The organism is Salmonella sp. SJTUF14076 (assembly GCF_015534835.1).
GTDB classification, from domain to species: Bacteria; Pseudomonadota; Gammaproteobacteria; order Enterobacterales; family Enterobacteriaceae; genus Salmonella; species Salmonella enterica.
Window position 1 is genome coordinate 3,664,675 of record NZ_CP064674.1, and the last position, 21,874, is coordinate 3,686,548.

The 21,874-nt window shown below is 53.9% G+C and carries 19 protein-coding genes; 3 read left to right on the forward strand and 16 right to left on the reverse strand.

The features are described from left to right. Nucleotides 1-48: 48 nt before the first annotated feature. Nucleotides 49-1,767, forward strand: a complete 1,719-nt coding sequence (proS, locus tag HU143_RS17860; RefSeq protein WP_001260683.1) for a proline--tRNA ligase — start codon at nucleotides 49-51, stop codon at nucleotides 1,765-1,767. Nucleotides 1,768-1,840: 73 nt separating this feature from the next. Here the strand turns inward: proS and nlpE are convergent, their stop codons facing one another. From nlpE to HU143_RS17875, 3 genes are read right to left on the reverse strand one after another with little or no spacing between them, the layout of a single operon-like run. Further along, nucleotides 1,841-2,542: an envelope stress response activation lipoprotein NlpE gene (nlpE, locus tag HU143_RS17865; protein ID WP_000252575.1), complete on the reverse strand. Its 702-nt coding sequence runs from the start codon at nucleotides 2,540-2,542 to the stop codon at nucleotides 1,841-1,843. Between the two features lie 31 nt (nucleotides 2,543-2,573). After that, a complete protein-coding gene (arfB, locus tag HU143_RS17870) occupies nucleotides 2,574-2,996 on the reverse strand; it encodes an alternative ribosome rescue aminoacyl-tRNA hydrolase ArfB (protein ID WP_000560527.1) in 423 nt (140 codons plus the stop codon). Continuing rightward, the gene (locus tag HU143_RS17875) at nucleotides 2,993-3,538 is read right to left on the reverse strand and encodes a YaeQ family protein (protein WP_001185318.1); all 546 of its coding nucleotides are present in this window, start codon (nucleotides 3,536-3,538) and stop codon (nucleotides 2,993-2,995) included. The genes arfB and HU143_RS17875 overlap by 4 nt, the downstream gene beginning before the upstream one ends. Nucleotides 3,539-3,735: 197 nt before the next feature. On the opposite strand from HU143_RS17875, the gene HU143_RS17880 reads away from it, so the two are divergent. Further along, nucleotides 3,736-3,936: a YaeP family protein gene (locus tag HU143_RS17880; RefSeq protein WP_001518678.1), complete on the forward strand. Its 201-nt coding sequence runs from the start codon at nucleotides 3,736-3,738 to the stop codon at nucleotides 3,934-3,936. Then, nucleotides 3,923-4,183, forward strand: a complete 261-nt coding sequence (gene rof, locus HU143_RS17885; RefSeq protein ID WP_023226781.1) for a Rho-binding antiterminator — start codon at nucleotides 3,923-3,925, stop codon at nucleotides 4,181-4,183. The genes HU143_RS17880 and rof overlap by 14 nt, the downstream gene beginning before the upstream one ends. 83 nt (nucleotides 4,184-4,266) lie before the next feature. On the opposite strand, the gene tilS is transcribed toward rof, so the two are convergent. The 13 genes from tilS to bamA all read right to left on the reverse strand — a co-directional run bounded on the left by tilS (nucleotide 4,267) and on the right by bamA (nucleotide 21,848). After that, on the reverse strand, nucleotides 4,267-5,559 hold the full coding sequence (gene tilS, locus HU143_RS17890; RefSeq protein WP_023226780.1) for a tRNA lysidine(34) synthetase TilS: 1,293 nt from the start codon (nucleotides 5,557-5,559) through the stop codon (nucleotides 4,267-4,269). Between the two features lie 62 nt (nucleotides 5,560-5,621). Further along, nucleotides 5,622-6,011, reverse strand: coding sequence for a VOC family protein (locus tag HU143_RS17895; RefSeq protein WP_000901088.1), 390 nt, complete (start codon nucleotides 6,009-6,011; stop codon nucleotides 5,622-5,624). Between the two features lie 55 nt (nucleotides 6,012-6,066). Beyond that, nucleotides 6,067-8,208 carry a lysine decarboxylase LdcC gene (ldcC, locus tag HU143_RS17900; protein ID WP_001021045.1) on the reverse strand — a complete coding sequence of 714 codons (2,142 nt, stop codon included), beginning with the start codon at nucleotides 8,206-8,208 and terminating at the stop codon, nucleotides 6,067-6,069. A 75-nt stretch (nucleotides 8,209-8,283) separates the two neighbouring features. After that, the gene (locus HU143_RS17905; RefSeq protein ID WP_000524169.1) at nucleotides 8,284-10,047 is read right to left on the reverse strand and encodes a chitinase; all 1,764 of its coding nucleotides are present in this window, start codon (nucleotides 10,045-10,047) and stop codon (nucleotides 8,284-8,286) included. 180 nt (nucleotides 10,048-10,227) lie between these two features. Next, nucleotides 10,228-11,187 carry an acetyl-CoA carboxylase carboxyl transferase subunit alpha gene (accA, locus tag HU143_RS17910; RefSeq protein WP_000055753.1) on the reverse strand — a complete coding sequence of 320 codons (960 nt, stop codon included), beginning with the start codon at nucleotides 11,185-11,187 and terminating at the stop codon, nucleotides 10,228-10,230. 12 nt (nucleotides 11,188-11,199) lie between these two features. Next, nucleotides 11,200-14,682: a DNA polymerase III subunit alpha gene (gene dnaE, locus HU143_RS17915; RefSeq protein ID WP_023226779.1), complete on the reverse strand. Its 3,483-nt coding sequence runs from the start codon at nucleotides 14,680-14,682 to the stop codon at nucleotides 11,200-11,202. Nucleotides 14,683-14,705: 23 nt separating this feature from the next. Beyond that, complete coding sequence (gene rnhB / locus HU143_RS17920) at nucleotides 14,706-15,302, reverse strand: ribonuclease HII (protein ID WP_000569412.1); 597 nt, start codon at nucleotides 15,300-15,302, stop codon at nucleotides 14,706-14,708. Further along, on the reverse strand, nucleotides 15,299-16,447 hold the full coding sequence (gene lpxB, locus HU143_RS17925; RefSeq protein WP_023226778.1) for a lipid-A-disaccharide synthase: 1,149 nt from the start codon (nucleotides 16,445-16,447) through the stop codon (nucleotides 15,299-15,301). Before lpxB ends, rnhB begins: the two co-directional genes overlap by 4 nt. After that, on the reverse strand, nucleotides 16,447-17,235 hold the full coding sequence (gene lpxA, locus HU143_RS17930; RefSeq protein WP_000565950.1) for an acyl-ACP--UDP-N-acetylglucosamine O-acyltransferase: 789 nt from the start codon (nucleotides 17,233-17,235) through the stop codon (nucleotides 16,447-16,449). The genes lpxB and lpxA overlap by 1 nt, the downstream gene beginning before the upstream one ends. A 3-nt stretch (nucleotides 17,236-17,238) precedes the next feature. Next, nucleotides 17,239-17,694 carry a 3-hydroxyacyl-ACP dehydratase FabZ gene (gene fabZ / locus HU143_RS17935; RefSeq protein WP_000210741.1) on the reverse strand — a complete coding sequence of 152 codons (456 nt, stop codon included), beginning with the start codon at nucleotides 17,692-17,694 and terminating at the stop codon, nucleotides 17,239-17,241. A gap of 105 nt (nucleotides 17,695-17,799) precedes the next feature. Further along, nucleotides 17,800-18,825: a UDP-3-O-(3-hydroxymyristoyl)glucosamine N-acyltransferase gene (gene lpxD / locus HU143_RS17940; RefSeq protein ID WP_001139265.1), complete on the reverse strand. Its 1,026-nt coding sequence runs from the start codon at nucleotides 18,823-18,825 to the stop codon at nucleotides 17,800-17,802. Between the two features lie 3 nt (nucleotides 18,826-18,828). Then, a complete protein-coding gene (skp, locus tag HU143_RS17945) occupies nucleotides 18,829-19,314 on the reverse strand; it encodes a molecular chaperone Skp (protein WP_000758966.1) in 486 nt (161 codons plus the stop codon). Between the two features lie 122 nt (nucleotides 19,315-19,436). Next, the gene (gene bamA / locus HU143_RS17950; protein ID WP_023226777.1) at nucleotides 19,437-21,848 is read right to left on the reverse strand and encodes an outer membrane protein assembly factor BamA; all 2,412 of its coding nucleotides are present in this window, start codon (nucleotides 21,846-21,848) and stop codon (nucleotides 19,437-19,439) included. Nucleotides 21,849-21,874 lie beyond the last annotated feature (26 nt).

Here is a 21,874-nt window from a genome sequence, read left to right on the forward strand (position 1 = left end):
CAGGCTCACATTGAGCCTGTTCGATCGTTCAACTGGAACCGTAACAACATGCGTACTAGCCAATACCTGCTCTCCACTCTGAAGGAGACACCTGCCGACGCCGAGGTTATCAGCCACCAGCTGATGCTGCGCGCCGGGATGATCCGCAAGCTCGCCTCCGGGTTATATACCTGGCTGCCGACCGGCCTGCGCGTCCTGAAAAAAGTCGAAAACATCGTGCGTGAAGAGATGAACAACGCCGGTGCTATCGAGGTGTCGATGCCAGTCGTTCAGCCAGCCGACCTGTGGCAAGAGAGTGGTCGTTGGGAACAGTACGGTCCGGAACTGCTGCGTTTTGTCGACCGTGGCGAGCGTCCGTTCGTACTCGGCCCGACCCACGAAGAAGTTATCACCGACCTGGTGCGTAATGAACTCAGCTCTTATAAGCAGTTGCCGCTGAACTTCTTCCAAATCCAGACCAAATTCCGTGATGAAGTGCGTCCGCGCTTTGGCGTGATGCGTTCGCGCGAATTCCTGATGAAAGATGCTTACTCTTTCCACACCTCTCAGGAGTCGTTGCAGGAAACCTATGACGCCATGTACGCCGCGTATAGCCGTATCTTCAGCCGTATGGGGCTGGATTTCCGCGCGGTACAGGCCGATACCGGTTCTATCGGCGGCAACGCCTCGCATGAATTCCAGGTGCTGGCGCAAAGCGGCGAAGACGATATCGTTTTCTCTGATGTTTCTGATTACGCGGCTAACATTGAACTGGCAGAAGCTATCGCGCCGCAAACACCGCGCGCAGCGGCGACGCAGGAAATGACTCTGGTCGATACGCCAAATGCCAAAACCATCGCGGAGCTGGTGGAACAATTCAACCTGCCAATTGAAAAAACGGTAAAAACGCTGCTGGTGAAAGCGGTGAAAGACAGCAAGTCTCCGCTGGTGGCTCTGCTGGTTCGCGGCGATCATGAACTGAATGAAGTTAAAGCGGAAAAACTGCCGCACGTTGCCAGCCCGCTGACCTTCGCTACTGAAGAAGAGATTCGCGCCGTAATTAATGCCGGCCCTGGCTCCCTCGGCCCGGTCAATATGCCGATTCCGGTCATCATCGATCGTACCGTTGCCGCCATGAGCGATTTTGCCGCTGGCGCTAACATCGACGGTAAACACTACTTTGGTATTAACTGGGATCGCGATGTGGCGACGCCTGTTGTTGCCGACATCCGTAACGTAGTCGCCGGCGATCCGAGTCCGGATGGTCAGGGAACGTTGCTTATCAAACGCGGTATCGAAGTGGGTCACATCTTCCAGTTAGGTACCAAGTATTCAGAAGCGCTGAAAGCCTCCGTTCAGGGTGAAGATGGCCGTAACCAGATCCTGACAATGGGCTGCTACGGTATCGGCGTAACACGTGTCGTTGCCGCGGCTATCGAGCAGAACTTTGACGAGCGCGGCATTGTATGGCCTGACGCCATTGCGCCTTTCCAGGTCGCTATTCTGCCGATGAATATGCACAAATCCTTCCGTGTGCAGGAGCTGGCGGAAAAGCTGTACAGCGAATTGCGTGCACAGGGCATTGAAGTGCTGATGGACGACCGTAAAGAGCGCCCGGGCGTGATGTTTGCCGATATGGAGCTGATTGGTATTCCACATACTATCGTGATTGGCGATCGCAACCTGGATAACGACGATATTGAGTATAAATATCGTCGTAGCGGTGAAAAATCGCTGATTAAAACCGGCGATATCGTTGATTATCTGGTCAAGGCGATTAAAGGCTAAACGACATTTTGTTGGGATTGCCCGGCGCCATCCGGCAGATATGTAAAGGCCTCGCACCCTGCGAGGCCTTTTATTAGTGAGTGCAATCTTTACCCGGCGCAAACTTCACATTTTTATCAGCTATTAGCGTTTTTACCGGCTCGCCCGTGTCCGGATTCGCGGCTAACACAAAATGCCCTTCTACCGTCAGCAGCACCGGTTTTTCCGCTTCACCTTTCGCCGCCAGATAGCCGCGCTCAAGCTGGGCGTTACTGGCGACCGGCAGCCGTTTTCCGGTCGCACAATCGGTAAAGGTCGCCGCGTCGGCCCTGTATACATACATACCACGTAGCGGCATTGGCGTTACCGGCAGGCTGGCGGTAACAGGCACCAGCGTATAATTAAGCTGCGAAGCCACCGGATTGCCTTCTCTGTCGAGCATCTCCAGCGCATTGCCTTTCGCGCGATAATACGATTTCTCGCCATTGCTGTCGGTTAACACCAGTTTATCCGCCGTCCGCGCCCAGGTACCGTATGACGCAAAAGAGGAAGGTTCTTCGCGCACGCCCTGATAGCGCTCGTTCATCACCCATGTGCCGTCTTTTTCCAGAAACAGTGACGTTTCAATACCTTCACAATCCGCACAGGGCAGCACGCCGCGCCAGCTTTGCTGCATGGGTTTTAATTCCGCCGCCTGCGCAGGTTGCAGGGCGTCAACTTCCGCACGGTTATTACACCCTATCAATGCAAATAGCGTACAGGCTGCCGCTACTGACAATATTGCTGTTCTCACCATAAAATCCTTATGAAATTGCTATTCCTGCCCGTCAATCCAGTGGACGACGAACTTTGCCGCGAAGCGCCTTTACAGAAGATTTTTGCGCCTTTGAGGACAAGCGGCGCTCTTTCGAGGCACGCGTCGGACGGGTTGCGCGACGGCTTTTCTGCTCCGCGGTTAATTCTTTTATGACGGCAACCAGCCTGGCGATAGCCGCTTCCCGGTTGAGCTCCTGGCTCCGGAACTCCTGCGCCTTAATGATAATGACGCCATCATCGCTTATCAGATGGTGGCTGGCCGTCAGCAAACGCTGTTTATAATACTCTGGCAGGCCAGAGGCCCGAATGTCAAAGCGCAAATGAATCGCGCTAGAGGTCTTATTTACGTGCTGACCACCCGCGCCCTGCGCGCGAATGGCCGTAATTTCCAGCTCATTATCGGCTATGGAGACCGTCCGGGAGATGGCAATCATGAGGGCTGTTGCCAGGCGGCTAGCTGTATTTCCAGATTATTCCGAGCATCAGAAAGCCAGATTGCGCCGTCCTGAATCGTCGCCTGTAGCGTCATGGTACGATCGGCAAATTCACTGAGCTGCGCCAGTTGTCCGTCATCCAGATACCAGACGGACAGGTTAGCGAACTGCGCGCACTTGCTTTGATGCTGCTGCCACCAGATTTGCGCCGCCCGGGAGTTATAAGCAAAGAGCGCGACATCGCTCGCCTGAGTACAGGCTTTCTTAATACGGCGCTCATCCGGCAGCCCCAGCTCAATCCAGAGATCGATACCCAGATGATCGTTGCGCAGCCAGGCCTCCGGCTCATCTTCCGCGCTGAGCCCGCGTGTAAACTGCAACCGTTCATCAGCATATTTTATCCATGCCAACAGGCGCAGCATCATGCGCTCCTGCGTTTCAGAAGGGTGACGCGCCAGCGTCAATGCCGCATCCAGAAACCGGTTGCGATCAAGGTCAGCCACATTGACGACGGCTTTATAAATTGTCGCTTTAAGCGCCATGAGAAAACTCCTTTCGAATCAGGCGCCCATTGTAGCGAAAACCGCGCTAAAAGGCTGTTAACGAATCTTTTACCCACTCGCGTCAGGCGCTGATATTGCGCAAATGAGTATGGTATAGTCACCTTGCTAAACAAGATTTAACTTCGTAGGCTTAGACTTGCATCCACGGTTAAGTCAGAATGCTGACAGGAGGGCATGTGGAAAAATATTGTGAGTTAGTACGCAAGCGGTATGCGGAAATCGCCAGCGGAGACTTAGGGTATGTCCCGGATGCGCTGGGTTGTGTATTGAAAGTGCTTAATGAAGTGGCGGCAGATAGCGCCCTTTCAGAGTCGGTCAGGGAAAAGGCAGCTTATGCTGCCGCGAACTTACTGGTGAGCGATTATGTCAATGAATGAAACGTATCAACCCATTAATTGCGATGACTACGATAGTCTTGAGCTTGCCTGCATGCATCATTTAATACTGACGCTAACGTTAAAAGATGGCGAGGTTTTGCAGGCAAAAGCGAACGATTTAATCTTACGTAAAAGCGTAGAATATCTGCTTGCCGAAGTTTCCGGCGAGTCTTGTGAGCTTCGTCTCGATAAAATCGCCAGTTTCAGCCACCCGGAAATTGGTACCGTGGTAGTTAGCGAATCCTGAGTATTTTGTTGCCGGATGGCGGTGCAAGCACCTTATCCGGCCTACGTTCCATGCGATACGCAGGCCTGATAAGCGCAGCGCCATCAGGCATGCCAAACCAGACTCACCCCTTCTTTATCTTCTGCTGCTCCCTCACGCGTCACAAAAACACCCGCAGCCGCAATCAGCGTTTCGCCGTAAAACAACAACGGCGTGGTATCTCGTCGCCAGGGCGGGATCCCCTGCTCCTGCCAGATTTTCTTTAACTTACGTCCACCGTTACGCCCGACAATATGTAATACGCCTGGCGCTTTAAACCGAATGCTGATGGATTCTTCCTCTCGCGGTCGGCGCAGTTCGCCGCCAGGAACGAGCTGTACCGTCCCTAAGCCGGCAGGCAGCGCCAGCGGTGTTTGCCAGACGGGCCAGGCGACCGTCGTTTCGTGTTGTCCGGCCACGGATTTAATCCACCACAGTTGCGACTGATAACGGCGAATCTCGTGATCGCCAAAACGTAAACAGGGAGAGGCATCGTCGCGCGCCAGCGCCACCTCCTGCCAGATACGTTCCAGCGCGTCGCGAGAGGGCATCGGCGCATTACGCATCGCCAGCCAGCGACGCAAAATCGCTGCCCGCCGTACATCGCTCATCGACATTAATGGAGAGAGCCGCAATGTTCCCTCCGCCGTGATACAGTCCGTAAGATCGCTGGCCAGAAGCTCATCCAGCAGCCTTTCTTGCTCGGCGCAGAGCGTCGCGCTACGGGCTACCGCCGCAGGAAAATGCGGCCAGCGCTGCTGTAAGAGCGGAAGCGCGCGCAGGCGTAAAAAATTGCGATCGTAGGCGTCATCCTGATTGCTTTCATCTTCAATCCAGCATAAGCCATGACGCACAGCCCACTGTTCCAGCGTCTTCCGCGTTTCTCTCAACAGCGGACGAAGAAGCAGAGTTCCGGCAAAAGGCGAGCGTTCTCCCATCGCGGAAAGTCCGGCCGGACCGCTGCCGCGCTTTAACGCCAGCAGGAATGTTTCACACTGATCGTCAAGGTGCTGCGCGGTTGCCAGCACTTCGCCAGGCAATAGCGTCTGTGCGAACGCCCGGTAGCGCGCTTCACGCGCATGGGCCTCGATACCCAGGCCATTATCTGCCAGCGTCACCCGCTCCACTACCAGCGGAACCTGCCAGCGTTCGCATACGGTTTCGCAATGCCGCACCCAGCTATCAGCATGAGGGCTTAAACCGTGATGAATATGGATAGCACGCAGCGTGACGTCAGGATGGCGTTCTCGCCACAACACCAGTTGATGCAGAAGCACCGTAGAATCCAGGCCGCCGCTAAAGGCAGCCAGAATACGGCAAGAAGAGAGTAACGAGGTATTCAACGTGAGAGTGGTCATGATCCATGCTTATAGTGACTTAGCCCGGCAACGTTACCTGGCGAGCGTCTTAATGACAAGCCTTACTGCTCATACAGCTCAAGCGGTAAACCGTCCGGATCGTTGAAAAAAGTAAAGCGCTTCCCGGTATACGGATCGATGCGTATCGGTTCGCACTTAACCTGATGCTTTTCCAGATGCGCAACGGCGTTTTCCACATTTTCCACGCTGAAAGCCAGATGGCGCAGGCCACAGGCTTCAGGTCGGCTTGGACGCGCCGGAGGGAAGGGAAAAGAGAAAAGCTCAATCACATACTGCCCGTTTAGCGCCAAATCGCCCTTCCACGAGTCACGCTCTTCCCGCCAGACTTCGCTTAGCAGATCGAACCCCAGAATATCGCAATAAAACGCCTTGCTCACCGCATAGTCTGTCGCAATGATCGCGATGTGATGAACCTGTTTTAATCCCAGCATAGCGTCTCCTTTATTGATTATCAGTACGTTACTCGTCACATTCCCGTCAGGCAAGCTAGCAGGCGTGTTTTAAGACTCGTACCTGGTACACCCCGTCTTCATTCCGTTTCGCGCCGTGAATATCCGTTTCAAAACCGGGATAATGCTGGCCAATCGAGCAGAGCATCAGCAGAAAATCGAGCACGGCCCGACTCTGTTGCGTAATCCTCTCGCCGGGCATCAACAGCGGAACGCCTGGCGGATAAGGCAGGAGCATATTCGCGGAAACGCGCCCTGGCAGTTGATCGAGCGCCACGGTTTCCACCTCGCCTTTGATCTGACGCTGCCAGGCCTGGTGCGGGGTCATGATCATCTCCGGTAAAACCTCGAACGCCCGCAGCATCAACCCCGGAAGATCGTGCTGGCGGATCAGTTTATGGATCCCCTGCGCCAGATCCTGAATGCGCATATTGCGATAAAAATCCGGATCTTCCGCATACAGATCCGGCAACATATTTTTGACGCGCAGGTTAAGATCATAGGCCCGTTTAAATTCCGTCAGTCCGCGCAGCAGCCCCATCGCACGGGTCTTATCAATCCCTATGCTGAACAAAAACAGCAGATTATACGGCCCGGTTTTTTCCACCACCACGCCTCGCTCATCGAGGAACTTCGCCACCAGCGCGGCGGGTATCCCCTCTTCGCTCATGTTGCCCTGTTCATCCATCCCCGGCGTCAGGATTGTCACCTTAACCGGATCGAGGAACATATGATCGTCATCGGCATCGGTGAAGCCATGCCAGGTTTCTCCCGGCGTGACCGGCCAGCATTCGGCCTCATCAACCTCTTCCGGCTGCCAGATATCAAAGAACCAACTATCGGACTCTTCACGTAGCCGCTGTACCTCTTTACGAAAATGGAGCGCCCGTTCCACCGAACGATTAATCAATCTTTTCCCTGGATTGCCGCGCAGCATCGCCGCCGCGGTCTCGATAGAGGCGACAATGGGATAGCTCGGCGATGTGGAAGTGTGCATCATAAACGCTTCGTTAAACGTCTCTTCGTCATATTCCCCTTTGATATGAATAAGCGACGCCTGCGAAAAAGCCGCCAGCATTTTATGGGTGGATTGCGTTTCGAAAATCACTTTTCCGGGCACCCGATCGCCGCTCATCCCGCTTTTCCCCTGGTAGATCGGATGGAAATGGGTATAGGGTACCCAGGCGGAATCAAAATGGATCGAGGGAACGTCCAGCATCTGCTTGATCCAGTTAGTGTTATACAGCAGACCATCGTAAGTCGAATTGGTGATAACCGCATGAACCGGCCATTGCGCCTGCGCGGTTTCCGCCACCTTACGCGCAATGCTGTCGCGGGTAAATTCACGCTTAGGAATACCGCCGAGAATACCGAGCGCATTGCGCGTCGGCTTCAACCAGAGAGGCACCACATCGCTCATCATCAGCAAATGCGCCAGCGATTTATGGCAATTACGATCAATAAGTAGCGTACTTCCCGCAGGCGCGGCATACATACCGACAATTTTATTCGAGGTCGACGTACCGTTCGTCACCATATAACTCTGCTCGGCGCCAAAAGTACGGGCGATATACTCTTCCGCTTCCAGATGCGGCCCGGTGTGATCCAGCAGCGATCCCAGTTCAGTCACCGAAATCGACACATCGGCCTTTAAGGTATTGCCGCCAAAAAAGTCATAAAACAGACAGCCTGGCGGGCTTTTCTGATACGCCGTTCCCGCCATATGACCCGGTGTACAAAAGGTATATTTTCCTTCTTTGGCGTAGGTAAACAGCGCTTTGGTAAACGGCGGCGTAATATTATCGAGATATTCGTTTGTATATTGATGAATGCGCGTCGCGATATCTTCAGCCAGCCCCAACGCATACTCAAAAAACCACAGCGCCATGCGCATATCGTGAACGCTAACGTCCAGCGTGGAGTTGGTATTGATAAAGGCGTAGAGAGGAAGGTATTCATTTAGCTGGTTGATTTCGCTACAAAGGTCGAGACTGTATTCATCCCAGTCAAAAATAACGCCGCAGATGCGCGGGTTATGTTCAATAAACTTCAACAAGTCAACGCTATTTTGCGGCCAGATAATTTGAAATCCCAGGGATTGTAATGCACGCTCAAGCTCCTTGATGGGTTCATCTTTATAATAAACCCCGTGCGGCCCCATAATGGCGATGATGTTCATGCTTTCTCCTGAAAAAACCTGAGATAAGCATAGTAACAATCCTGCCGATGCAAAGCACCGACAGGATTTATCTTATTACAATGCGTTCCATGCATCGGCCCAGGCAATCCCTACGCCGGGCTCATAGTAGGCAGGCGCAACATTACACCATGAGCCTTCCGGGAACGGTTTGCACTGGTACAATGCGCCATTACTGTTGACGATGTCGCCCGGATTCCATTTCTGGCTGCTGCTCCAGGCAGGGTAGCTGGTGGTCTTATCTTCGTCATCCGCAGCGGCGGCCTTCGCTTTCACATTCAGCGTATAAACCGCTGTACTGGAGAGCGTACCGTCGCTAACGGTCAGATTCACCACATACTGGGTGTTCTGAGTGACATCCGGCGCGTTGAAAATCACAACGGCTTTATCCTGACCGCTCAGCGTTTTGCCATCCTGCGACATCCAGGTATAGGTGAGCTTGTCGCCATTCGCGTCGGTCGATCCTTCCGCGCTGAGTGAAACCTGGCTACCGGCTTCCACCGCCCCGACCGGCCCGGCAATGCGCGCGACTGGCGCCACGTTTTCATCCGTCACTGGCGCCGGAGTTGGCGTGACATCAGGTTCAGTCGTTCCGTTATCATCGACGACATTAACGTTGAAATAATGCTGTACACATTTCGTGTAGTCGCCCTCTTTAAAGGCGGTATACGGCGTCTGATATCCAACTAACTGGCAGGAATAGGTTTTACCGTCCGCAGTATCGGCGCTCCAGCCCCAGTCTTGTTCCCAATAGATCGGTAACGCGCCAGCGCCGCCTTCATCGAACTGCTTCATCTTTTTACAGCCCAACACTTCGTCAGCCGGCACCGGCACTTTCAGGTAGTTGGCAAACTCTTTGTAGTAGGCGATACGGTTAAGCGACTGCGCATTCTCATCTGCGCCGCCGCACTCCACGCCGCCATTGATGATCTGAATAGTGACGCCGAAACCTGATACCAGGCCGTTTGCTTTATCGCGATCGTTTGGCTGCCAGGTACCGTCAATCACATGTAGCATAGACGGCTTCGGCGGCTGCGGATACACAAAGAAGAAGACGGCGCTCGCCAGGTTCATCCAGGTATCCGCCACCAGCTCGGGTTTATCCAGCAGAGGGCGAACGTCGCCATACATCGCGTCAGAGAAAGGCCCATAGTTGTAGTTATAAGAAAGCTGTTTTGCCCCGCGACCAAAATAGCTGAGGAAATCGCCGTCCTTATCTTTACCGCACGGCCAGGTCTGGCCCTGCCATACATCCGGGTTACATTCGCCGTTGTAGCCGCCTTTCTGCCCTTCTGTCCAGCCGACTTCGCGCAGATAGACCAGCGCCTGACGCCATTCCGGAATGTCACGCCAGCTTTCGTGACCGCCCGTCTCCTGGGCAAAATGCGCAAACATAGTAGCCAGGGTTTTACGGCAGATAGCGTCGCTATCGCGTCCATCGGTGTAGGTACCACAAACCGCCGGGAATTTACCTATCGCTTTCAGGAAGTTAGAGTAAGTGTATTCCGGCGCGCGCATCGGGAACAGATAATCCCAGTCGGCCTCTTTCAGAATACTTTCAACGCGTTTTACGTTTGCCGGGTTAGCGGCGCGCCCCGGTTCGATTTGTTCGACCGCGCTGTTATCCAACGTCTGAATAGAGGATTTCACGGCCTCCATTAACGGAAAATCCGTTAGCGCTTTCTCTTTCGCCGCCAGATCGCTGGCGTTAATGGTCATTGGCTCACTACTGCTAAGCAGCGGCGCGGCCTGCGCACCGGATAAGCTCAACATGATCCCTGCCGCTACGGCGCTGAGCGCCAGTGTTTTTTGCAATCCCATAATTTTCTCCTTGAAGGGTAGTTCACTGCCTGCCCTGGCCACACGCCTGGCAGTTGATACAGTGTCAGGGAGAACATGCCGTTGCGTTTAATCACATCAACTCATCGGCGTCTCATTTTTCCTCGCCCAAAAAAAAGAGGCCGGATTATCCGGCCTCTTGGGGAAAAATGAGGTAAATGATTAGGCGTAACCGTAGCTCATCAAACGCTGGTAACGACGGTTTTTTAAATCATCGGTGCTTAACACATCGAGATCGGCTAAATCTTCCAGCAGCTGCGCTTTTAGCGACGCCGCCATCGCTTCCGGATTACGGTGCGCGCCGCCCAGCGGCTCCGGAATGATGGAATCGATTAGCTTCAGCTCTTTCAGACGCGGCGCGATGATGCCCATCGCTTCAGCAGCCAATGGCGCTTTGTCGGCGCTCTTCCACAAAATAGAGGCGCAACCTTCCGGGGAGATAACGGAATAGGTGCTGTATTGCAGCATATTCACTTTATCACCCACGCCAATCGCCAATGCGCCGCCGGAGCCGCCTTCGCCAATCACGGTGCAGATGACAGGTACGTTCAGACGAGACATCTCACGCAGGTTGCGGGCGATAGCTTCAGACTGACCACGCTCTTCCGCGCCCACGCCAGGGTAAGCGCCCGGGGTGTCGATGAAGGTGATAATCGGCATGTTGAAGCGTTCAGCCATTTCCATCAGGCGCAGCGCTTTGCGGTAGCCTTCCGGCGCTGGCATGCCAAAGTTACGACGAATTTTTTCTTTGGTTTCACGACCTTTCTGATGACCAATGATCATCACCGGCCGCCCTTCCAGACGCGCGATACCGCCGACGATGGCTTTGTCATCAGCATAGGCGCGATCGCCCGCCAGCTCATCAAACTCATCAAACGCCAGACGGACATAATCCAGGGTGTACGGACGCTGCGGATGGCGCGCCAGTTGGGCTACCTGCCATGCGCCGAGATCGGCGAAGATTTTGCGCGTCAGTTCTACGCTTTTTTCGCGCAGGCGATGGACTTCTTCATCGATATTAATATCCAGTTTCTCATCCTGGCGGCTTACCGCAGTCAGAGAATCGATTTTCGCTTCCAGCTCTGCTATCGGCTGTTCAAAATCAAGGAAATTCAGACTCATAGTATTCCTGTATTAGTCAAACTCCAGTTCCACCTGCTCCGAACCAATGAGGCCACGCAGATCGTTAAGTAAACGATCGCTCGGAGAGACACGCCACGTTGCGCCAAAACGCAGCCGCGCACGCGCATCCGCCCTCTGATAGTAGAGATGTACTGGAATGGTCCCCGAGCGGTGGGGTTCCAGAGACTGACGGAGTCGGTTTAAAAGCTGGTCATCAATTTGCCTGTCCGTCAGCGAGATAGCAAGCCCGCGAGCGTATTTTTCGCGAGCTTCGTCAATATCCATCACTTCGCGGGCGGTCATTTTAAGCCCCCCGCTGAAGTCATCAAAGCTGACCTGTCCGCTGACGATAAGTATGCGGTCTTTTTCCAGCAACTGCTGGTATTTATCCAGCGCGTCGGTAAATAACATCACTTCCAGACGCCCGGAACGGTCATCCAGCGTACAGATGCCGATACGATTGCCGCGCTTGGTGACCATAACCCTTGCGGCAATCACGAGCCCCGCAGCCGTGGTGACTTTACCACGTTCTGTCGGATGCATGTCTTTGAGCCTTACCCCGCCGACATAGCGCTCAATTTCTTTTAAATACTGATTGATGGGGTGGCCCGTCAGGTACAGCCCCAACGTTTCACGTTCCCCATCTAACACCACCTGCTCCGGCCACGGCTGGCAGCTGGCATAGGATTGCTCAATTTGCTCCGGCTCTTCCGCCAGTACGCCGAACATATCCGCCTGACCGATAGCTTCCGCTTTGGCGTGCTGGTCGGCAGCTTTCAGCGCATCGCCCAATGAGTTCATCAGCGCGGCGCGGTGCGGCCCCAGGCGGTCGAACGCCCCGGACATGATCAGCTTTTCCAGCACCCGGCGGTTGAGCTTTTTCGTGTCGGTACGCGCGCACAGATCAAACAGTTCGCGGAAATAGCCGCCCTGATTACGCGCGTCGATGATCGCTTCGATCGGCCCTTCGCCGACGCCTTTGATCGCGCCGATGCCGTAGACGATCTCGCCCTCATCGTTAACGTGGAAATGGTACAATCCGGAGTTAATATCCGGCGGCAGAATTTTCAGTCCCATCCGCCAGCACTCGTCCACCAGGCCGACGACCTTCTCAGTGTTATCCATATCGGCAGTCATCACCGCCGCCATAAACTCTGCCGGATAGTGCGCCTTTAGCCATAGCGTCTGGTAAGAAACCAGCGCATAAGCGGCGGAGTGCGATTTGTTAAACCCGTAACCGGCGAATTTCTCCACCAGATCAAAGATTTTCATCGCCAGTTCGCCGTCGATACCGTTCTTTTTCGCGCCCTCTTCAAAAACGGAACGCTGTTTGGCCATCTCCTCCGGCTTTTTCTTACCCATCGCACGACGCAGCATATCCGCGCCGCCGAGAGTATACCCGGAAAGTACCTGGGCAATCTGCATCACCTGTTCCTGATACAGAATGATGCCGTAGGTCGGCTCCAGTACCGGCTTCAGGCTTTCATGCTGCCACTGAACGTCCGGGTAAGAGAGTTCTTCACGACCGTGCTTACGGTCGATGAAGTTATCTACCATCCCTGACTGCAACGGGCCGGGACGGAACAGGGCCACCAGCGCGATCATATCTTCGAAGCAGTCAGGTTGCAGACGCTTGATCAGGTCTTTCATACCGCGCGATTCAAGCTGGAAGACCGCCGTGGTTTCCGAGCGCTGCAGCATGTCGAAGCTTTTTTTATCGTCCAGCGGAATGGCGGCGATATCCAGCGGCGGCTCGCCGTTTTTCTCGCGCCGCTTGTTGATCATCTCCAGCGCCCAGTTGATGATGGTCAGCGTACGCAAACCGAGGAAGTCGAACTTCACCAGCCCGGCATATTCCACGTCGCTTTTATCAAACTGGGTAACCGGATGCTTGCCCTCTTCATCGCAGTACAGCGGCGCAAAGTCGGTAATTTTGGTCGGCGCGATGACCACGCCGCCAGCGTGCTTACCGGCGTTACGCGTGACGCCTTCAAGCTTACGCGCCATATCGATCAGCGCTCTGACCTCTTCGTCCGCCTCGTAAATTTCCGGCAGTTGCGGTTCCGCTTCAAAGGCTTTTGCCAGCGTCATGCCCGGATCGGGCGGCACCAGCTTCGAGATACGATCGACAAAACCGTACGGATGCCCCAGCACGCGGCCCACATCGCGGATAACGGCTTTCGCCGCCATCGTACCGAAGGTGATAATCTGCGATACCGCATCGCGCCCGTACATGTCTGCGACGTGCTCAATCACCTGGTCGCGTTTCTCCATACAGAAGTCAACGTCGAAGTCAGGCATAGAGACACGTTCCGGGTTCAGGAAACGTTCGAACAGCAGGTCAAATTCCAGCGGATCAAGGTCGGTAATTTTCAGCGCGTAGGCCACCAGCGAACCAGCCCCGGAACCACGTCCCGGCCCTACCGGCACGCCGTTATCTTTTGACCACTGGATAAACTCCATCACGATGAGGAAGTAGCCAGGGAACCCCATCTGGTTGATAACCTGTAGTTCAATATCCAGACGCTCGTCATATTCCGGGCGACGCTTTTTGCGCTCTTCTTCGTCCGGAAACAGGAAAGCCAGACGCTCTTCCAGCCCCTCTTTCGATTTTTTGACCAGATAATCTTCGGTGGTCATATCGCCGGTCGGGAACTGCGGCAGGAAATATTCACCCAGACGCACCGTTACGTTGCAGCGTTTGGCAATCTCCACCGTATTTTCCAGCGCCTCCGGAATATCGGAGAACAGCTCGCACATTTCTTCTTCACTGCGCATATACTGCTGCGGTGAATAATTGCGTGGACGTTTAGGATCGTCGAGCGTGAAACCGTCGTGGATCGCGACACGAATCTCATGGGCGTCAAAATCATCGCTTTCAAGGAAACGGACATCGTTTGTCGCGACAACCGGCAAACCACGTGCCTCAGCCAGTTCAACCGCAGCATGGAGATAGGTCTCTTCGTCCTGTCTGCCGGTACGGATCAGTTCCAGAAAGTAGCGATCGGGAAAATGCGTTTCATAGAAAGCAACGCACTCCTCCACCAGCGCCTGGTTGCCGCGTAGCAGACAGCGGCCTACGTCGCCCATGCGCCCGCCGGAAAGCAGGATCAAACCTTCTTTAAGCTCTACCAGCCAGTCGCGCTCGATAATCGGGCCTGCCGCGCCGTAGCCGCGCTGATACGCTTTCGAGATCAGCAACGTCAAGTTCTGGTATCCCATATTATTCGCCGCCAGTACCGTCAGATGAGTCAGCTCATCTCCCAGCAGTTCGTTGTGAACGTTAAAGTCCGCCCCGACGATGGGTTTAATGCCCGCGCCATGACCCGCTCCGTAGAACTTCACCAGACCGCAGAGGTTGGTAAAATCGGTGATCGCCAGCGCAGGCATACCTAATGAGGCCGCCTTTTTCACCAGCGGCCCAGTCTTCGCCAGCCCATCGATCATAGAGTAGTCGCTGTGCACCCGCAGGTGAACGAAACGTGGTTCAGACATCTTCAGATTTCTCGATACAAGAGTCAGGACACAAGTCCCAGAGCGCGTTTAACAGGCGCAAAACTGCGTCGGTGGTGCGCCGTCGCGCCATACTGTGCCAACTTTTCCAGATGAAAAGCGGTTGGATAGCCTTTGTGCTGCGCAAAGCCATACTGAGGAAAAACGATATCCAGCGCCGCCATTTCTGCGTCGCGGGTGACTTTCGCCAGAATAGACGCCGCGCTAATCTCCGCCACGCGGCTGTCGCCTTTCACCACGGCCATTGACGGCACAGGCAGCTCCGGACAGCGATTGCCGTCGATCAGCACATATTCTGGCGCAATATGCAGACCAGCGACAGCGCGCTGCATGGCGAGCATGGTGGCGTGCAAAATATTCAGCTCATCAATTTCATGCGCTTCCGCGCGTCCCAGACTCCAGCTTAACGCCTTTTCTTTAATCTCGTCATACAATGACAGACGACGCTTTTCAGACAATTTTTTGGAATCATTCAGACCGACGATCGGACGAGCCGGATCGAGGATCACGGCGGCGGTCACTACGGCGCCCACCAGCGGGCCACGGCCCACTTCATCCACACCCGCCACTAAATGGGTGTGTGGATAAACAAATTCGATCATTGTGCTAACTCCAGGACGGCATCTGCCGCCTGCTCATCGGCATTACAGCGGATCTGCTGATGCAATTCACGGAAGGTGTCGTGCATCGCATGGCTGGTTTTACCGTTCGCCAGTAGCGGCAACAGCGCTTCGGCGAGTTTTTGCGGTTCGCACTCTTCCTGCAACAGCTCTTTGACTAATTCTCTTCCCGCCAGCAGGTTAGGCAAAGACACATACTCCGTTTTCACCAGACGTTTCGCCAGCCAGAAAGTGAAGGGCTTCATACGATACCCCACTACCATCGGGCATTTTGCCAGCATACACTCCAGTGCCGCCGTGCCTGAGGCCAGCAACGCCGCGTCGCTGGCGATCATCGCCTCGCGCGCCATGCCGTCCAGCAAATGAACGGCGAGATCCGGCGCAACCTCCGATTTAATTTTTTCAAACTGCTCGCGGCGTTTCGCGTTCACCAGCGGCACGACCACTTCCAGATCGGGATAGCGCTGTCGCAGCAATTGTGCGGTTTTCAGGAAGTCGGCGCTGAGCATTTCCACTTCCGCGCCACGGCTGCCTGGCAGTAGCGCCAGACAATGGGCGTCATGCGGGATACCCAGCACGTCGCGCGCCGCATTTTTATCCGGGTCCAGCGGCATGGCATCCGCCATGGTGTGACCGATAAAGCGGCACGGGACGTTAAATTTATCGTAAAACGCTTTTTCGAAAGGCAGAAAAGCCAGCACCATATGGGTGGATCTGCCTATTTTGAAAACGCGTTTCTGTCGCCAGGCCCAAACGGACGGGCTGACATAATGAATAGTCTTAATCCCTTGCTTTTTCAGATTACCTTCGAGGGTAATATTGAAATCAGGGGCATCAATCCCGACAAAGACATCGGGCTTGAGTTCGGTAAAACGGCGGGTCAGATCGGCGCGGATATGCAACAAACGGCGTAAACGTCCGAGCACTTCAACAATGCCCATGACCGCCAGCTCTTCCATTTCGTACCAGGCTTCACACCCTTCGGCCTGCATACGCGGCCCCGCAACGCCCACAAAACGGGCGTTGGGTACGCGCGCTTTCAGCGCACGAATTAAGCCTGCGCCAAGAATATCGCCGGACGTTTCACCGGCGACCAGGGCAATCGTTAAAGGACGCTGTGCCGCCATTAACGAATCGGACCGCGCGTTGAACGCTCAAAGAACTCGGTAAACGCCTTCACTTCCGGATGCTTTTCAGCAAGTTCAGCGATTTCCAGCTTCGCTTCGTCGAGCGTTTTACCACTGCGGTACAACAGTTTGTAGGCATTACGAATCGCCACCAGCCCTTCACGGCTAAAGCCGCGACGCTTCAGCCCTTCGATATTTACCCCGAACGGCGTCGCATGGTTACCCTGCGCAATCACATACGGAGGGACATCCTGCGCCACGCCGGAGCAGCCGCCGACCATCACATGCGCACCGATAATGCAGAATTGATGAACTGCCGTCATACCGCCGATAATCGCAAAATCATCGACTGATACGTGCCCCGCCAGCGTGGCGTTGTTGGCGAGGATGCAGCGATTACCTACCGTACAATCATGTGCGACATGCGCATTGATCATCAGCAGGTTATCGCTACCCACCTTCGTCAACCCACCGCCCTGCACTGTGCCACGATGAATGGTGACGCTTTCGCGGATGCGGTTACGATCGCCAATTTCCACACGGGTTGGCTCACCCGCATATTTCAGATCCTGGTTCACTTCACCGATGGAGGCAAACTGATAAATCTCGTTGTCGCGGCCGATTTTGGTTTGACCATTTACGACCACATGAGACTTCAGTACGGTTCCCTCACCAATTTCGACCTGCGGCCCAACAATACAAAAGGGACCAATGTGGGCATTAGCGCCAATTACAGCGCCGTCTTCCACAATGGCGGTAGGATGAATAAAGGCGGATTTATCAATCACGAATCAGGCCTCCCGGCTACGAGCACACATCATGGTTGCTTCGCACACAACTTTACCGTCGACCAGCGCAACCCCTTTAAAGCGGGTCAGGCCACGGCGCGTTTTCTCGAAAGTGACTTCCATGATCATCTGATCGCCTGGCACCACCGGACGCTTAAAGCGCGCTTCATCAATACCCGCGAAATAATACAGTTCGCCAGGTTCCAGTTTACCAACGCTTTTAAACGCCAGAATACCGGTTGCCTGCGCCATCGCTTCCAGAATCAGCACGCCTGGCAAAATCGGTTTGCCCGGGAAATGCCCCTGGAAAAACGGCTCGTTGACGGAGACATTTTTCACCGCACGCAGAAAACGACCTTCTTCAAAGTCCAGCACGCGATCGACCAGTAAAAACGGAAAACGGTGCGGCAGAAGCTCTAAAATCTCTTCAATCTGCAGAGTATGAGTGTTAGTAGTCAAAATACTCTTCCTGTCCAAATATACAAAAAGGCAATAATAACACGGCCTGCCGCAATCGTATGAATGTGACAGGCCGGAAAAGAATGGCAACTACAAGGCGGAACGTTAGTCTTGTTGATTAACCTTGCGCTCAATCGCTTTGAGACGCTTGCTCATATCATCAATGTTCATCACCAGTGCAGCAGTTTTACGCCATACTTTGTTGGGTTGCAGCGGAATGCCTGAGGAGTAGACGCCCGGTTCCGTGATGGGACGCATCACCATACCCATGCCAGTTACCGTGACTTTGTCGCATATTTCCATATGCCCATTGATAACGCTGGCGCCGCCAATCATGCAGTAACGGCCAATCTTCAGGCTACCCGCCATAATGACGCCACCGGCAACTGCCGTATTGTCGCCAATCACGACGTTATGTGCAATCTGGCACTGATTATCAATAATCACGCCATTGCCAATAACAGTATCATCCAACGCACCACGGTCAATGGTGGTACAAGCGCCAATCTCGACACGATCGCCAATAATGACCCGGCCCAGTTGTGGGATCTTCACCCAGTTGCCACGATCGTTAGCGTAGCCAAAACCGTCCGCGCCGATCACCGTACTGGACTGGATCAGGCAATTCTCACCGATCTGAATGTCGTGGTAAATCGTTACGTTCGCCCACAAGCGTGAACCCGCCCCGATTTTGCTATTTTTCCCGACGAAACAGCCTGCGCCGATAACCACGTTATCGCCCAGTTGTACGCCAGATTCAATCACCGCATTCGCGCCGACTGAAACATTGCTACCCAGCGTTGCCGTCGCATCAATCACGGCGCTTGGCGCGATATTCTGCGCGGGCTGCGGCGTAGTATCTAAAATTTGCGCCATGCGCGCGTAGGTCAGGTAGGGATTTTTAACTACCAGCGCCGCGCTCTTAGCAAAAGGAAGATCGTCCTGCGTCATGACAACCGCAGAAGCCTGGCATAAACCTAAGTGTTCACGGTACTTAGGATTTACCATAAACGTAATGTGGCCTGTTGTTGCAGATTGCATGGACGCAACGCCGGTGATGACGATATCGCCATCACCGTGTAATTCTGCATCCAACTGTTCTGCTAAGTCAGCCAGTCGAATTGAAGGCATTACTTATTTAACCTGTTTCAGTACGTCAGCGGTGATGTCTTTCACATCGCTGCTGTTGTAAGCAACGGTGTTTGCGTCTACCACCAGATCGATACTCTGGTCGTTAGCCACTTTTTTCACCGCAGTCTGGATTCGAGTCACCAGTTTGTTGCGTTCTTCGTTGGAACGACGAGCGCGATCTTTCTCAAAAGCCTGCGCCTTTTGCGCGAAAGTCTGGCGCTGAGACATCACGTCTTTTTCCAGCTTAGTACGATCGCTACCTGCTTTCATGGATTGCAGACGCTGCATTTTAGATTGCAGATCGGTTTCCATTTTTTGCAGTTCAGCCGCACGGCCTTTAAATTCGTTTTCCAGTGTATTGGATACACCCGTCTTCTGCGCAACCTGTTGGAACAGATTGCCCATGTTGACGATTGCAATTTTGTCAGCAGCCTGTGCGGACGTTACCATCGCCAAACCAAGACCTGCAGCTAATAACCACTTTTTCACAATAAACTCCTTACCATCCCATTTGCACCCGAAGGTACAGCTCTTTGCGTGGCCTGGCGATCCCTGGGGGCATCGCCAAAAGTCATCGCTACACTACCAATGCATTCCTTTGCAGTGAACAATTACCAGGTTTTACCAATGTTAAACTGGAACTGCTCGGCTTTGTCTCCATCGTACTTTTTAAACGGCTGGGCGTAGGAGAAGACCAACGGCCCCAATGGGGACATCCATTGTAATGCGATACCCGCGGACATACGGATGTTGCCTGGATCGCTGTAGTCCGGTACATCTGACGGCGCAGATGACGGATCCCAGTTCGTATCCCAAACGGTACCCATATCCCAGAAGAAGGAGGTACGAACCGAGTTGGCATACTTTTCGCTGATGAACGGCGTCGGGGTAATAAATTCCAGGCTGGCGACAGCCATGGCATTACCACCTACCGCATCATCTGATTTACAGCCTGATTCCTGAGTACAGTCTTCGTAATCATCATTATCGTCCCCACTAGTGTGGGCGCCATTTTTATAGACCGCTTTCGGGCCGATAGTATTCGACTGGAAACCACGCACGGTACTGGAACCACCGGCATAGAAGTTCTCATAGAACGGCATTTCCTTGCCGCCTAAACCATCGCCATAACCCCAACGAGTACGCCCCAGAACCACCCACTTGTGATCGTTATCGATAGGCACATAGGTCGCGGTATCCAGCGACACTTTGTAGTATTCGTTGTCGGAACCTGGGATCGTCACCTTACCCGTCAGGTTGACTCGCGAGCCGTCCGTCGGGAAATAACCACGGTCAAGCTTGTTATAGGTCCAGCCGTAGTTAAAGGTGAAGTCGTCGGCAGCAAAATCGCTGGCATCAGGGTCGCCCATCGACTCAAGATAACGATCCATCGCAATCTGCGGCTGCATGTTGGACAGTTTGTTATGGACATAACCCAGACCAGCACGCAACGTGTTGTACTCGTTGATGGGGAAGCCAAGCGTCACGTCCGTACCGTAACTCTTGTTGGTATAGTCGGACAGGTCGGCATCATCCGCTTCAAAGTCGTTATAGAAGATACGACCACCGAGGCTCACGCCGTCAACGGTAAAGTATGGGTTAGTAACGGACAGTTCGCTGTAGGTCTGGTAGTCGTTTTTGGTGCCGTTAATCCCCACGGAATAACCGGTACCTAACCAGTTGTCCTGCTGAACGCCGGCCTGGAAGCTAACGCCGCTTTCTGTACCGTAACCGATACCGAAGTTAAAGCTACCGGTGTTGCGCTCTTTCACCTTGTACACCACATCAACCTGATCCGGGCTACCCGGAACGCGCTGCGTGTCGGTGTCGACGGTTTCAAAGAAGCCGAGACGGTTCAGACGCTCTTTCCCCTGGTCAACCAGGTCGCTGCCCAGCCACGCCCCTTCCATCTGGCGCATTTCACGGCGCAGAACGGAATCTTTTGAGGTGTCGTTGCCTTCAAAGCGGATCTTACGCACGTAGAAACGGTTGCCCGCATCGACGTTTACGCGCAGTTTTACGGTTTTGTCAGCATCGTTAATTTCAGGCTGTGACTGCACGCGCGGATAGGCGTAACCATAGCGACCCAGAAGCTTTTTGATGTCATCTTCCATTTTGGTCACTTTGGTGCCGTTATAGAGCTCGCCCGGTTCAATTTTCGTCAGGTTCTCAATTTCAGCGGAATGTCCGGCCAGGTTACCGCTCACCTGAACCCCGGAAAGCTTGTACTGATCGCCTTCGGTGATATTGACGGTGATGTAGATCCCTTTCTTATCCGGCGTCAGACTCACTTGCGTGGAGTCAATATTGAAACGCGCGTAGCCGCGATCCAGATAGTAACTGCGCAAGGTTTCAAGGTCGCCCGCCAGCTTCTGTTTCTGGTATTTACGATCGCCGACGACGTTCCACCACGGCACTTCGTCACGCAACTGGAAATGAGAAATGAGTTCTTCGGTGCTAAAGGCATGGTTACCGACGATGTTGATCTGTTGGATCTTCGCCGATACGCCCTCCTGGAACACCAGTTTAAGATCAACACGGTTGCGCGGCAGCGGCGTGACGACCGCCTTAACGCTGGCGCTGTATTTACCTACGCTATAGTAAAAGTCTTCCAGACCTTTTTCGATATCAGACAGCGTGGTGCGATCCAGAGACTCGCCAACACGTACGCCAGACGCTTCGAGGTTTTGCTTGAGCATGTCATCTTTCACCGACTTGTTCCCGGAGAAAGTGATGCTGGCAATGGTCGGACGTTCTTTTACCTGAACCAGAAGGGTATTACCATCGCGCAGGACGCGGACGTCCTCAAAGTTGCCGGTGGCGAACAGAGCGCGAATGGTGTTACTGATATCTTCATCATTAACCGTGTCGCCTGTGCGCACCGGCATACTGAGGAGAGCCGCACCAACGGCGACTCGCTGCAGGCCTTCGAAATGAATGTCCTTCACTACGAACCCTTCAGCACCGTATACGGTGGCGCTGCTGAACAGCAGCGACGCTATGAGCAACTTTTTCATCGCCATCGTTATTATGCGTTCTTCCTAACTAA